Annotated in this window: 13 protein-coding genes and 1 pseudogene; 12 read left to right on the top strand and 2 right to left on the bottom strand. The window is 43.3% G+C overall.

What is annotated here, in order from left to right; translation table 11 throughout:
• Positions 1-21: 21 nt before the first annotated feature.
• A complete protein-coding gene (locus MHI43_RS15360) occupies positions 22-1,470 on the bottom strand; it encodes an extracellular solute-binding protein (RefSeq protein WP_051425357.1) in 1,449 nt (482 codons plus the stop codon).
• 723 nt (positions 1,471-2,193) lie between these two features.
• Here MHI43_RS15360 and MHI43_RS15355 point away from each other — a divergent pair.
• The 12 genes and pseudogenes from MHI43_RS15355 (at position 2,194) to MHI43_RS15300 (ending at position 11,241) form a co-directional block, all read left to right on the top strand.
• Entirely contained in the window at positions 2,194-2,523 is a 330-nt protein-coding gene (locus MHI43_RS15355; RefSeq protein WP_081746310.1) for a transposase, read from the top strand.
• Positions 2,465-2,704: a hypothetical protein gene (locus MHI43_RS15350; RefSeq protein ID WP_340970247.1), complete on the top strand. Its 240-nt coding sequence runs from the start codon at positions 2,465-2,467 to the stop codon at positions 2,702-2,704. Before MHI43_RS15355 ends, MHI43_RS15350 begins: the two co-directional genes overlap by 59 nt.
• The gene (locus MHI43_RS15345; RefSeq protein ID WP_036663016.1) at positions 2,680-2,985 is read left to right on the top strand and encodes a hypothetical protein; all 306 of its coding nucleotides are present in this window, start codon (positions 2,680-2,682) and stop codon (positions 2,983-2,985) included. The genes MHI43_RS15350 and MHI43_RS15345 overlap by 25 nt, the downstream gene beginning before the upstream one ends.
• A gap of 398 nt (positions 2,986-3,383) precedes the next feature.
• Positions 3,384-3,890 (top strand): phosphotransferase, encoded by a 507-nt coding sequence (locus MHI43_RS15340; RefSeq protein ID WP_036663017.1) that lies wholly within the window; start codon positions 3,384-3,386, stop codon positions 3,888-3,890.
• Between the two features lie 373 nt (positions 3,891-4,263).
• Positions 4,264-5,201 (top strand): annotated as a pseudogene (gene cysK, locus MHI43_RS15335) (cysteine synthase A).
• A gap of 326 nt (positions 5,202-5,527) precedes the next feature.
• Entirely contained in the window at positions 5,528-5,989 is a 462-nt protein-coding gene (locus MHI43_RS15330) for a GNAT family N-acetyltransferase (RefSeq protein WP_036663019.1), read from the top strand.
• Positions 5,990-6,396: 407 nt separating this feature from the next.
• Entirely contained in the window at positions 6,397-7,038 is a 642-nt protein-coding gene (locus MHI43_RS15325) for a hypothetical protein (protein ID WP_036663021.1), read from the top strand.
• A 306-nt stretch (positions 7,039-7,344) separates the two neighbouring features.
• Positions 7,345-8,829 carry an amidase family protein gene (locus tag MHI43_RS15320; RefSeq protein ID WP_036663023.1) on the top strand — a complete coding sequence of 495 codons (1,485 nt, stop codon included), beginning with the start codon at positions 7,345-7,347 and terminating at the stop codon, positions 8,827-8,829.
• 245 nt (positions 8,830-9,074) lie between these two features.
• Positions 9,075-9,737 (top strand): signal peptidase I, encoded by a 663-nt coding sequence (lepB, locus tag MHI43_RS15315; RefSeq protein WP_036663025.1) that lies wholly within the window; start codon positions 9,075-9,077, stop codon positions 9,735-9,737.
• Between the two features lie 184 nt (positions 9,738-9,921).
• On the top strand, positions 9,922-10,176 hold the full coding sequence (locus MHI43_RS15310; protein ID WP_155989892.1) for a hypothetical protein: 255 nt from the start codon (positions 9,922-9,924) through the stop codon (positions 10,174-10,176).
• A 212-nt stretch (positions 10,177-10,388) separates the two neighbouring features.
• Positions 10,389-10,898, top strand: coding sequence for an NUDIX domain-containing protein (locus MHI43_RS15305; protein WP_036663026.1), 510 nt, complete (start codon positions 10,389-10,391; stop codon positions 10,896-10,898).
• Between the two features lie 133 nt (positions 10,899-11,031).
• On the top strand, positions 11,032-11,241 hold the full coding sequence (locus MHI43_RS15300) for a hypothetical protein (RefSeq protein WP_036663028.1): 210 nt from the start codon (positions 11,032-11,034) through the stop codon (positions 11,239-11,241).
• 575 nt (positions 11,242-11,816) lie between these two features.
• Here the strand turns inward: MHI43_RS15300 and MHI43_RS15295 are convergent.
• Positions 11,817-13,463, bottom strand: coding sequence for an RNA polymerase sigma factor (locus MHI43_RS15295; RefSeq protein ID WP_036663030.1), 1,647 nt, complete (start codon positions 13,461-13,463; stop codon positions 11,817-11,819).
• Positions 13,464-13,788: the final 325 nt, after the last annotated feature.

The raw sequence follows: 13,788 nt of genomic DNA, 5'->3' as shown, positions 1-13,788 counted from the left end.
GTTCAAGGGTACGACATTTGCTTACCAGTCTTTACCCGATTCCGACTGGGATTTGATGTAGTTGGGAATGTCCACGGTCTCGGTGACGGTAAACGCCGCCTCAACCGACATCGCGTCCTTCAACACGTGCTGCCGGAACACGGAATACAGCGGAATATCCCAGTACTCGGTGTTCTGGTAGTTCTGTACGACAGCATTGGAACCCCAATACACACCCGAGGTGTCGACGTTGGCCAGCCCTGGAATGTCGTCACCAAAGCTGTCCACGACTGCCGGCGTCTCCAGGACTCCCTTGATGGCATTGCGAGATAGCGCTACCTGTCCCTCCTCCGACACCAGCCATTTTACGATCTCGATGGCCTTCTCCTGATGGCGCGCCTGCGGCGGAATGAACGCCGCCATCGTGTTGGGCTGGTAAGTCGTTTCTGAACGATTCTTGAGCACTGGCACCGACGTGACACCGACATCGATACTCCTCAACCATTCATGGTAGATCTCTTCATCCTCATCCTTGATGAAGAGGTCGTCGCCAACGTATGCCGGCAGCTTCTGCAATGTGTCCACCGCCATCGCGACATGCCCGGGACGGCTCATGTCGCCCTTGAGGAAATCGTTAACCGTGGTGAACCCGTTACGAGGAAGCCAGAGGAACCGATCGATGTTCTCTCCCAATTGGTTCCACTCCGGTGACGTGATGTCCACCTTCACGTCCGCAGGTGCTGGCTCCTCGCTGTCAGTCGGCTGGAAGGGATACAGCCCGAGCTGGTTATACTGCAAGTAGTTGTCGGGATGCTGCATGAAACCCTTGTAGGCGTCAAGCCCGTCCTGGGTGGTCAGCTTCTTGGCCAGCTTGAAGATCTCGTCGTACGTCATGCCTGGCGTAGGATACTTTACGCCAAACTTATCGAAGATCTTCTTATTGTAGTAGAGTACATAGTCGTCGATAAAGAGCGGAACGCCGTAGATCCCGCCATCTGACCGCGACTTTACCATCTCCACTGCGGCCTGGTTGAGCGAGCCCAGGTCGATCCCGCTCTGCTCGATCATAGGAGTCATATCCTGGACCCAGCCGCGATGCTCGAAATCACGATCAATCCGGTTGTACGGGTTATCGATGATAATATCGGGTACGATCCCGGCCGCATCCAGATCCTCATAGCGGACCGGATAGTCCCAGGTGCCAACCTTGATTTTAAGTCCCGGGAACGCTTCCCGAAGCTTGTCGCCGATGATCTCGTTGAATACCACGTCGCCGCCGGTGTGGTCGTCCTCGTTCGTGCTATATTCGAACGGTTTGTAGTTGGCCGCGAAGATGTAGATCTCATTGTCATCGACGGAGTAGGGTGTGTTGTATCGGTTAGGAATGCTTATGCTGCCCGTGCCGTCCTCGGCCGCGGAGCTAAGGGGCGCAAAACTAACAGTCATAGCTAACATCAGCATTAGACTTAAACCTTTTTTGGACTTGGACATCTCAAATTCCCTCCCATTATAAAGTAATGTTTTCTCCTGCTTTCTCGCTCATTCTTAGCTTTTTAACTTCGACATATAGAAGCGTTTGGAGGATAATTGAAAAATATGATTTTTTTCTTTAATAGCCGGTGGCGGGAATAGAGCCTGTACTTAACCAGGGTCTATGCTCTACCTCTCAAGAAAGGCCGCTTCTTGTCCTTTGCGAGGGGATTATAATCTTTTGGCTTCTCCGGTGCTTTCGTTGTCGTAGTTATGTCCAGGTGAATAAGCGAGACTACAGTTTGTCGAGCCCTTTTCACCTCCTTTCATACAAAGTTTACAATTCGATGTTTTTATTCTATATTATTGCAATATTTACATTACTACGATCTAACACCATTATGTATAGGGCAAAAGCGCTTTCATAGAGGTGAATGCGTTCATTCATTGCGCTAAACGGGTTTTCGGATAAAGTCGCGCATGTCATAGATAGAATTCAAGACAGACAGGAGAAAGGTATTGTCCCTGCTTCTGAATTTCTGAAGGAAATGCTTACGAGTTACAGCAATTTGCGGAATACGAAACCGGAAGAAACGATTTTGTACAGTTTATATGTAGAGAAATTAACCGAGTTAAAACTTGATCCCTTCGAAGAGGAGAAGCTGAAAAAAGCGTTAGCGCAAACCCTAACGAAAAGCTGTAGACATTGAGCATGGAACGAGTGGATTCGAACAATTCGCGGAAATGCTGAGTAGGCTTCAAGCTGAAACGGGTTTGGCTCCAGTGGTGGTTCTGGAAGCAACAGGGCATTACCACCGTGCATTGGTTTCATATTTGGATCGAAGTGGCTACACCTATTACATGGTGAATCCGTTGCAATCCAAACGAGCGAAAAGGACACAGTTACGCAAAGTCAAAACAGATGCTCTGGATGCCTGGCACCTGGCTGAGATGTACTACCGTGGCGACGTGAAGCGCACCGAACGTGGAATGAGACGTTTACGAGCTACAGCATTTGACAAGGCAGCACGAGTTCGTCACGGGAATCTTTGTGCAGGCGAAGCTGAACAGTAGAGCCTTACTGGAGCAAGTGTTTCCGACATATGAGCAGGTATTCTACAATGTGTTTTCGGCAACGTCATTGACGGTACTGGCCCGTTGTTTAGAGGGAGATGCCGAAGATTGGAACGAAGTCATTCAGGGAAGTGCAGGGAGGTCCCATTCTAAACGATGGGCGAACATAAAAAAATACTGATTTCTCAAATGAATCTTTCTAATGTTGAAAGTAGGCCGGTATTTCATCAATTTCTGAATCGTTACACTTCAGAATTAATAATAAATTATTTCCACCAATGGTTAGCCATTGCTGAAGAAGGGGCAAGACTTACTGTCGCACCAAAATGGAAACAGATCAATGAAATGATTGGAATGAGCTTACCGTCGATAATCTTTAAATTAAATATTGATTTAGAAAATAGGATAGATACAGTTAAAGTCTATTATGAAAACAATGAAACGATCTACCAATTAATCTAATATGTACGAATAGTTCCATCAATACGAAGAATGAAATTCAAAAAATGAAGTCGCATATTCCGTCAGTGGTTGCGATGAAAATATTTGACAACCCAACACAAGAAAATAAATTACTTCGTGAATATGTTGATAACTATGTAAACAGATTTTCATTTAAATAAGTCAAAAACAAAAACAACAAACCATCAGAGTGATGGTTTGTTGTTTTTGTTTTTTTACTATTCATTTAATAAAGAATGATGATCAAAGAACATGAGCCGATTACCGATTAGATAAGTATCTAACTATGTTTCCATACAATTTCATTAAGCTAACGAGCAGGTATATGTATATTGACAGTACTTAATTAGGTATGACGCATATATTAGAGTAATGATTTGAATTGAGGAGGGTGTTATATGCAACCTCAAATACCTAAAGATATCCTTTCGCAAGCAAGTAGAGCTTTCGATTTTGATATTCATTCAATACAGTTTGTAAGTAGCTCCACTAACGAAGTCTACAAATACATTAAAGACAGAAAGGCCTATTTTCTACGGTTGTCACCAAAACCGGTTGAATATGAGATGACGATTCAGGCAGAAGTTCAATGGGTTCGTTACTTAGCTGAAAACGGTGTTCGTACCTCATTGCCAATTCAAACAATTGATGGCAACATGACGAAAGTTTGCATAGATCGTGAACAATGTTTTATTGCCGTCGTTTTTGAAGGAGTTCCTGGAAGGTTCTTTGATAGTGAACCAGAGTTATGGGGTTCGGGTTTGTTTAGTAAATGGGGCGCGACTATGGGGGCCATCCATAGTTTATCAAGATCATATGATTCAGGTGATCGAAAGTTCATAAGGAACGAATGGAAACCAGCAGAAATAAATAATTGTCGGGGGACAAGAACATATTCCCATTGAAAGCCGCTAATTAAGCGGCTTTTTATAATTATGTTATCAAGTTCTTGTCAAAACACAATAACAAGAACTTGATAACATTCCCGACTGATGACAAGAACATGGTTACATTCCCGAGATGATTTCATCGACGGTAGTAGACGCCCTTTTATTGGATAGTTCAATAAATTCACGAATACTCTACATATGGAATTATTTACGAAGTTCGTAGATAAGACGTTATATGAAAGATCGGCCCAGAATACCATTGTGGAAGCTAATCAATCGCCCCGTCCATGGGGCTGAAGTTATTGTTGTATTTATTTTCCATAAGTGTTATGTTAAAAACATAAAGCCAACTAATTCAGTTGGAATTGACATTGGCGGAGGGATAACTTTGTCTAGAATTGCAAAGAACCTTACAGATCTTATAGGTAATACCCCATTATTAGAGCTAACCAACTTTTCGCTGAAGCATCAACTTGAGACAAAAATCATTGCTAAATTGGAGTACTTTAATCCTGCTGGAAGTGTTAAAGACAGAATTGGATTCGCTATGATTAAAGACGCTGAAGAAAAAGGATATATAAATAAGGATTCAGTAATAATAGAACCTACCAGCGGGAACACTGGCGTGGGTCTTGCCTTTGCTGCAGCAGCTTTAGGATATAGATTAATGATTACTCTTCCTGAGAGTTTTAGTGTCGAACGTAGAAAGCTTTTAACTGCTTTAGGTGCAGAATTAATTCTAACCCCTGCCCAGGAAGGCATGTCCGGTGCAATCAAGAAGGCCGAAGAGATAGCTGCTACAATTCCTAATTCATATATACCTCAGCAATTTAATAATCCAGCTAACCCAGAAATACATAAGAAAACAACTGCTGAAGAAATCTGGAGAGATACAGATGGAGACATTGATATATTCATTGGTGGTGTTGGCACAGGAGGAACAATTTCTGGAGTTGGAGAAGTACTATAGGCAAGAAAGCCTACAGTAAGGATTATTGCAGTTGAACCCTTTGATTCGCGGTTCTCTCTGGAGGAAACAAAGGAGTACATAAGATCCAAGGAATCGGAGCAGGATTCGTACCAGATAATTTTAATAGATCAGTAGTAGATGAGATTATTCAAGTAAAAAATGAAGATGCCTTTGAAACTACAAGGCAGTTAGCGAAAAGCGAAGGATTACTGGTAGGGATTTCCTCGGGTGCTGCCGCATTTGTTGCATTACAAATTGCTAGAAGACCAGAAAATAAAGATAAAAAAATTGTTATACTACTTCCAGATACAGGCGAGCAATATCTCTCAATAAATGCTCTCTTTCCAGAAGCATAAGCCATAGAACAGAGCAGCTACAGTTAGTATGTAGCTGCTTAATATTTTTATGTGGGTCGACATCGTGTCTTAATTCGAGGAAGTGGGCCGATCCATCATATAACACCGTATTCACGCTTCGGCAGACAAGCTGCCTCGGTCCGGACCGAAGTTAGAAGAGGTTTCAAGGAGGCAATTACAGTAGCAAGGAAGCGGAATCTGCCGGACACACCCGCACCACCCAACCGCATCGCGGCCAGTCACTTCGCTCCTTTAGGGTGGTGGGGCGTCGTGAATACAAGAACGTTATCTGAAAGCATGGCAAAACCAATTTGGGCGGTGAAGTGATGGAGTTAGCAATTCGAAAATATCGAGAAACCGATCATGAACGAGTAATGCATTTGCACATTGAAGGACTTAGACAGCACAATGCAAGCATCGGTGACCCGAGTATGGATAAGGATATGCAAAACATTTTGACAACATATATTGACAATGATGGTGATTTCTTAGTTGGAATACATGATAGCATGATCGTATGCATGGGCGCATACCGTAAACGAGATTATTTGACCGCAGAAGTTAAGAGAATAAGAGTAGATAGTGCTTATCAAAGGCGAGGATATGGTCAAGATATATTGACTGCGTTAGAGAAGTCGGCCAAGCAAAAGGGATTTGGAAGAATTATTTTGGATACAACCACTAATCAGGAGCCAGCAATATTACTTTTCAAGAAGAATGGATATCGAGAGTATACCCAAAAGAAATTCGGTGACATGAATGTCGTGTTCTTCGAGAAGGAAATATAAAAATATGATTTTGAAGGTAGTTCGGAGAAGGCCATGCCATCAGATAACAGTGCATTCACGCGGCGGGCCAGCAAGTTGTCCAGAGGGATTTTGTAGAAGAGGATTCAGGCGACAACCCTGCACTGGCTAACCGCATCGCGGCTGCCCCTTTGGGGCTTAAGCCAGTGAGGGTTCGTGAATGCTGGAACGTTATAAGAAATCAGCGCAAAAACATAAAACCCAAAAGCAATTTCTTCCTTGTTACACTAACGGGCAGTTTAGTTGGAATGCAAGAGGAATTAATAACCAAACAGTCGAATGTTATTAGTATGCTTTGGAAAGGAGGATTTAATATGTACTTTCGCTGTTATAGAAAGCCGATAAGAATCCGCCAACTTCCTCAAAATTAAAATTTGAGGAGGGTAAATATGAAGGTTAATGATAATTATCTGAAAGAACAATTAAAGCATGTGTATTGGTTAAATGGTGGTTGTTGCGCGGGCAAGACCACAATGACAAAGAAATTTGCTGAGGAGTTAGGATTTCAAACGCTAGAGGATAATGTCTTAAAATATAGACCATTCACTAGCCCTGTTGAATACCCTGCCCTTCAATATCCTCATCCTGGTTTGGACTGGGACAAATGGTTTAATAAACCCAATGATGAACATTGTGAATGGCTTTTTCAAATTATCGAAGAAATGATGGAGTTTTTTGTTATCGATTTGTTGAAAATGCCTACCGATACACCAATCATAATAGATTTAGGAATAATGCCCGAGCAAATATTACCCTTTATTCCTAAAGAAAGAATGATTTGTCTCTATACGTCTGATGAAGAAATAGAACGGCTATATTTCTTCAGGGAAGACCATAAGATGATTTTGGATGTTATTAACCTTACAGCTAAACCAGCGGAAACAATCAAAAACGGCAACAAGAATATGGTAAAGTTTTCTCGTGACATTAGAAATGCCTGTGTTAAAAATGGAATCAAGACCATTAAAAGAACAACTAGCTTAAGTGTTGAAGAACAATTCAGACTAGTTCGTGAACATTTTGGATTATAAGTTGAAACAACCAGTAGTGTAGGTATCATGTGCAGGCTGCCCAATAGGCAGCCTGTTGCGCTAACGGGACACTATAACTAAATAATTTACTTAAACGAGGCTGCCGTCATGATCGGTAGCCTCGTTGTGCTTACGGGCAGTTTTCTTTAGATACAATATTGATGTTCGGATATGTATAAGCTCTCCTGCAATGCCCAAAGATACTTTTTTATTATATCGAAACTTTACCTATACACGTAGTAAGACAGAATGTTACCGTATTATTATTGTCCTATAATTTACCATCACTGGGGGGTATCTTAATATATGAGCATCAACTTGCAAGATTGGATTCAGGACGCTGATTTGGTCAGCATTCAAAAGGCAATGGCTACGGGTGAATGTACCTCCGAAGCCCTCGTTCTAGCATATATCGAAAGAATTCATAGGTATAATCCTTTGATCAATGCTGTATTAGAGATTAATCCAGATGCGGTTGAAATCGCAAGGAATCTCGATTTTGAGCTAAAAACAACAGGTAGTCGGGGGCCTCTTCACGGAATACCAATCCTTCTCAAGGATAACATCGATACACACGACCGAATGCATACGAGCGCTGGTTCAATCGCATTGGCTGAGTCGTTTGCTCCTGAAGATTCGTTTATTGCCGCAAAACTCCGCGCTGCCGGCGCAGTTCTTCTAGGTAAGGCAAATATGACCGAGTGGTCGAATTTTATGTCCAGCCGTATGCCTGCTGGATTCAGTTCTAGGGGTGGATATGTGTTGAATCCATATGGACCTGGCAAGCTCTTCGTCAGCGGGTCAAGTTCAGGATCTGCTGCAGCACTAGCTGCGGACCTGGCAGCAGCAGCGATAGGAACAGAAACCGCAGGTTCGATTATTGGGCCGGCCAGCCAACATCTTCTCGTTGGAATAAAGCCTACTATAGGGCTTACGAGCCGCAGCGGCATAATCCCAATCTCTATAAGTCAGGATACACCAGGACCAATTTCCAAGACAGTCACTGATGCAGCGATTCTACTTGGAGCAATCGTCGGTTTTGACGAAAACGATGAGGCAACATGGACTAGCCCGCAACGTACTTCTCATGACTATACAACTTATCTCGACCGAGACTTTCTGCGTAAAGCTCGCATTGGGATTCCCCGACATTACTATGATTCATTGGATGAAGAAAGACTTTCAATCATGGAATCCGCCATTAATGTTCTACGTGAGCAAGGTGCTACAGTTATCGATCCTGTGGACCTCTATTTGGAACAGCATCCATGGAACAATGATGTTATCTGCTACGAATTCAAAACAGGCCTGAATCACTATTTATCGAAGTTGAGCTCGGATATGCCCGTGCATTCTCTTCAAGAATTGATTTCTTATAATCAGAAGCACGCTGCTTCCTCATTGAAGTTTGGCCAAGATAATCTGATTCGCTCGGAACAAAATGCACTAAACGAGACAACCTATCAACTTAAACGTCAAGAATATAACCATCCGACAGTATCGCAAGGAATTGACTATGCACTCGATCAACACGGCTTAGATGCATTAATGCTACCCGGTGATATTGATGGTATGTACATTGCTGCCAGATTAGGGTATCCCCTTATAACGGTGCCCGCCGGTTATTCAGCCAAAGGAACAATTGATGCGGATGGAGATTCGACGCAGGGTCCATTTGGTGTTGTCTTTTCCGGGAGGGCTTTCAGTGAGCCCACGTTAATAAGCATCGCCTATAGTTTCGAGCAGGCAACACTTTTTCGTCGTCCGCCAGATCTGGGTGAATTGATGTAGTCACTGATTCGTAATGATACCATTAGTCTTAACAGCTACGTATTGACCATGTCTCTGCAGGGACTTAACCATCGTGATTACGCTAACGGGAAACGATAGCTCAATAAAAACAAAGGCAGCCGATCAACGTAATCGGCTGCTTTTGTTCAACTAAAGGGCAGATTAGTTCAATCAAGCCACTGTAACTTTGGAACACTTAACCTTAAGTTTACGTATAAAGGAAAAGAAGTCGAGGGGAGTGGGAAATGATGAAAGTGGTCATTATCGGTATTGTATTTGGACTGATATTTGCAGCATGTAGTAGTTCAGATGAAACAAGTAAAATCATCACTGATTCCATAACCAAACCAACGATTAATACAGTAACCAAAAATGAGTTAGATTCCGGGCAGGTCATCTATCATCATAACTATGACAACATGGATCGTGGGAATCATGATTTAGAAGGTCAGGTTGTGATTGATTCGAAGTATTACAATAAGCATGCGATTAGTCGCGGTGATATCGTATACTTTACAAATCCTGAAACTAAAAAGAATCTTGGTGAGTACAGTATTTCTAGAGTAATCGGGCTACCTGGCGAAAAAGTAAAGATTGAAAAAGGACAGATCTATATTAACGGGAAATTGCTTGATGCCTTTTACGGAAGAGCACATCGACTGGGTGCTGATCTCGATAGTTTGAAAAAAGCTTTAGAGCGTGTTGACTTAGAAGATTACATAAGAAAAAACATCGAAAATATAGTAAATTATTTTGAGGAATTAACTATGAAGGAAATTGAGATCCCTGAAGACAGCATTTATATTGTAGGTGATGATTGGTTTCGCAGTAATGATAGTAGATTCTTTGGGCCATTACCCACAGATAAAATTGAGGGGAAAGTGGTTGGGGTGATCGGTAGCCCGTAAAGCTAACGGGAAACGATAGTTGAATAAAGAAGAGGAGGCAGCTGGTCAGAGCGATCAGGTGCCTTTTTAAGCTAACGGGCAGGATAGTTGTAAACAAAAACAGCGACGATTGGTGTTTTAAGCTTTAACTAGACTAGCAAGCAAGGTATCATTGGTTTAACGAACGGCAGCGGTTGAGTGCTGCATCAAAGGGATACGCGTTAATGCCGTTTGTCCAGGTACAATACATACGGATTGGTTTGGAAGAGTCACTGATAAATTAAATAAAGCCCATCCAATCGGGAGGACTGATACGCCTCAAGAGGTTTTGTTCGAGCCGGACGGATCAGATGAGGATGTGCTTCTGAGAGAGGGCGCTTCTGGACAATTACCTGGAAAGCGATCAGGAGGAGGCCTTAGCTTTCATAACCGCCCAATGAACGAACAGTGTCTTGATTAAGGTCGTATCGCTTTATTACTTCGGTAAGGATCTCTTCAGTGAATTGCTGTTCAATTTCTCGAATCATTTTCTATACCTTCTTTCCTTAATAATTTTAGTAGTTGCATAATTTTTTTTCGAAAATTTCGGCGGCCACCTGACGATTTTTTGGGAATTTTGTGACTCTAAAGTATTGCTTTAAATTCAAATTATTGAAGAGGTGAAATTTTGAAATGAAAATTATCAGAGAAGAAAAAAACGTTAGAGGGCTCCCGTTGCCTAACGAAACACAATTAGTATTGTCTGAAGTTATTCCTCGTCAAGAATTAATAATAAGGTGCTCGTTTGTACTTGCATTTCAAGAAGACGCATTGTTATTAACTAATTTGAATGAAAGAGGATGGGATATACCTGGAGGGCATATTGAACCTGGGGAAACGCCTATGGAGGCAATGAAAAGGGAACTTTATGAAGAAACAGGTGCTTTGATTGAATCTCCTCACGTTCTCGGATATGAATTGATAAGACTATATAACAAGCCAGAGAATTATAAGTATCCATATCCAGAGAGCTATATGGTCTTTTATTCTGCAAAAATCATAAGGCTTGATGATTTTCAAAATACTTATGAAACAAACGGAAGAGGGCTGTTCAAACCAGAAGAGGCATTAAAGCTTGCTTGGGTCGAAGCAAATAAAGCTTTCTATGAAGAAGGACTGCGAAGAGCAGCTAACAATAGGTGATTAAACTAACGGGAAACAATAAATCAACTTTCTAACCACTGGAAACGTTTTAATTAAGGGAGCTAGCTTGGAAACAACGCATTAATATTTTGTAACGGAAGAATAAATGATATTTAAAGATGGAGGAATAATTATGGAGATGAAGGAAGAAAATTTTCTAAATGATAGCACCATGGAATCAATCAAAAGTTTAACAGAGAAAGATGCTAAGACTTTCTTGAACCTTATATATACACTTTTAAAAGACAACAAAAGTCCGAGCGAACATTTGATTTCAAATGTGTTATCCATTTTTGAGAAACAATTACCGAGAGTGGCTAAAGCAAGACAGAATAAAAACTAATCATCCTTCGCCGAAACCGAAGACATCGGTGAACGCGCACAATCGTGGCATCAATCTCGGAATTGGATGAGAAGTGTCGGGGGACAAGAACATGGTCCCATTGAAAGTCGCTATTGTAGCGGCTTTTTTGTTTTATCGGTACAAGTTCTTGTCCCGAGTCGAGGACAAGAACTTGTACCGATTGCCGTAAAGGACAAGAACATGAACCGATTACCGATTAGATAAGTATCTAACTATGTTCAATGCAATATCATTAAGCTAACGGGCAGTTTTGCTGAATAGATCTGCTGAGTATGTGGAGCATCTGGCCTCTCACGGTTGGTTGCGGACAAGAAAAATTAAAAATCGTAAGGTAAAGGAGAAATCCGGCGGATACGATTGCGATCAAAAACTACCCATGACGCACATGCGTCATGGGTAGTTTTTAATCATTTTCATACGTTCAGGAGGGGGTCGTGGTGAAATAGCGATGTCCTAATCACTTCGTTGGACAGACAGAGTGGACAGACAGAGTTTTGTGTAAAAATGGCCACCGCCCGGGAACGGCCATTCTTCGTATACATTTCCGAACCGACTTACTTGACCGGCCCCATCCAGGTTGAAATCGTCTTCTGCTGGTGCGGCAACGGCGGTTTCAACTTCCTGTTATCGATCAAATGCTTCAAAATATAAGCGACAAGCCGGCCTCCGCCGGTGTTGCCTCTCACCATGTAAGCAAGCTGCGGCTCCAAATGCTTCGGCTGATTTTGCAGGAACAGCTTGAGCATTTTATCGTAGAGCTTGCCGACAGCAGGCGCATACAGAGCGGACAAATCCGGCATTGCCTTGTTCAACCGATCCAACGTTTGCGGAGAGTCGATCCAAACCGCATTGAACTTGTACCCCTCCTCCGTCTTGCGGATGTACCCCTTCTCCAGCAGGAACGAATATTGCTCGCTGTTCTCTTCGTTGTCGGGCAGTTCCCCTTGTTGGAACGCATTACAAATCTCGACATTCCGGTATTCCAGGAAACGCCAATCCACCTGGCGGTCGCTCCAGTACGTATTGAATTGCCACAAGTATAAGGGAGTGTCTTCGACGTAGCGGAGCGACGGACCGAAGGTGACGTAACTACTCAAATCAAAACCCGGATCGGCATTGCGGCTCCGGTTCAACGCCGCATAGGCAATATACTGACCTCCGTCCTTTCGCATTGGTGCGACCGCATCGAAGTTGTCGCCCGCCGGCATGCTCCGCCAAGATTGCTCCTCGACGTTCTTGGGCAGCAAGGTCCAGAGCAGGAAGTTATAGTCGCCGTCCGGAACGTACACTCCGCTATCCTCGACTTGCCGGCGAACTTCCATTAACGCGTCGAAATGAACATCGGCCACTTCGGCGGCGCAATCTTGCCAGAATTGATGACCGGCTACGACCAACTCGAAGAGGTCCCAGACGATGGTATTGCTTTGATATTTGCCGGGAGAGGTTTGGATGAGAAAATTGTAATCGGCCAGGTGCCGGACTTCGCCTTCCAGCAAAGACGGCGGCATTCCGAGCTCCTCCGCGATTTGATGTACGGTACGCGCCTTGTGATAAGCCGCGTAAACGATATTTTGCGCCAAGGCGCGTCCAAGAAAATCGTTGGTTTCGCCCAGTCTGCCGGCCGAACCGGAATGGCCCATTTCCCCCATGCTGACCGGATTGACACTTAAAGTTCCTGTTGCACGCATACGTTTCATCCCTTTCCGTAACTCCTTTTTGGCCTCGCTCAAATGCCACTTCACCGTGTTGACAGGAATGTTCAGAGCAATCGCGATATCGCCGATTTTAAGCTCGTCGTAGTAATGCATGACCACGATCCGGCGATGGATGTCGGACAGAAACGCGACTTCTCGGCGCAGCTCGCGGTAAGCTTCGGTTACCAGCAGCCGGTCAAGCGGCTCCCGGGAAGGGGCGGCCGACAGTTCGGACATGCCGTTGATTTCGATCGCTTGGGGAGCGTGCGCACGCTTTTTCAACCAATTCACCCAAGTGTATCGGGCAACCGTCCAGACGTAAGCCTCAAGGCATCTAATGTCCCGCACCCCGGAGAAGGATTTCAACAACTGCAGCATAATCTCCTGAGCCAGATCCTCCGCCTCGGCCCGCTGCTTGACCCGGTTTAACGCAAAACCGAAAATCGGTTTGACATAGCTCCGAATCGCTTCCGCCGATTCTTTTCCGTTCTTCCCAATTGAATCCATTTTTTGCCTCCATAGTTGCATCTGTAATTCCTGACAATTAAATAGTGTGCCAGGCGAAATAAAGGTTGGGATATTTTCAAAAAAATTTGGACGTCCTACCGGATCACTCATACATGTATAATTACAAACATCATGAATAGGTCATTTGAATGGTTAAAGAGACGTTATGAACTTTTTGTTAAGTATATTGGAAAAGAATTAAACAAGTTGAAGATTACTTTAGATGTAAAGGTCTCACTTTTAGTATATAAAGATACTTTTTTCCGTTCAACTATGGGAGGATACAAACTAGGAGCACGAGCCGAAGTTCTTCTTCGGGTACTTG

The sequence above is a fragment of the Paenibacillus sp. FSL H8-0457 genome (genome assembly GCF_038051935.1).
In the GTDB taxonomy this organism is placed as follows: Bacteria; Bacillota; Bacilli; order Paenibacillales; family Paenibacillaceae; genus Paenibacillus_AQ; species Paenibacillus_AQ lautus_A.
The sequence above is the reverse complement of the archived record's forward strand: the minus strand, read 5'-3'. Positions and strand labels throughout refer to the sequence as shown.

Bases quoted from the DNA above. Each gene is read 5' to 3' on its own strand.
- MHI43_RS15330 (WP_036663019.1), top strand. From the start codon at position 5,528: ATGGAGTTAGCAATTCGAAAATATCGAGAAACCGATCATGAACGAGTA.
- lepB (WP_036663025.1), top strand. From the start codon at position 9,075: ATGATGAAAGTGGTCATTATCGGTATTGTATTTGGACTGATATTTGCA.
- MHI43_RS15320 (WP_036663023.1), top strand. From the start codon at position 7,345: ATGAGCATCAACTTGCAAGATTGGATTCAGGACGCTGATTTGGTCAGC.
- MHI43_RS15355 (WP_081746310.1), top strand. From the start codon at position 2,194: ATGCTGAGTAGGCTTCAAGCTGAAACGGGTTTGGCTCCAGTGGTGGTT.
- MHI43_RS15300 (WP_036663028.1), top strand. From the start codon at position 11,032: ATGGAGATGAAGGAAGAAAATTTTCTAAATGATAGCACCATGGAATCA.
- MHI43_RS15295 (WP_036663030.1), bottom strand. From the start codon at position 13,463: ATGGATTCAATTGGGAAGAACGGAAAAGAATCGGCGGAAGCGATTCGG.
- MHI43_RS15340 (WP_036663017.1), top strand. From the start codon at position 3,384: ATGCAACCTCAAATACCTAAAGATATCCTTTCGCAAGCAAGTAGAGCT.
- MHI43_RS15345 (WP_036663016.1), top strand. From the start codon at position 2,680: ATGGGCGAACATAAAAAAATACTGATTTCTCAAATGAATCTTTCTAAT.
- MHI43_RS15360 (WP_051425357.1), bottom strand. From the start codon at position 1,470: ATGTCCAAGTCCAAAAAAGGTTTAAGTCTAATGCTGATGTTAGCTATG.
- MHI43_RS15305 (WP_036663026.1), top strand. From the start codon at position 10,389: ATGAAAATTATCAGAGAAGAAAAAAACGTTAGAGGGCTCCCGTTGCCT.
- MHI43_RS15325 (WP_036663021.1), top strand. From the start codon at position 6,397: ATGAAGGTTAATGATAATTATCTGAAAGAACAATTAAAGCATGTGTAT.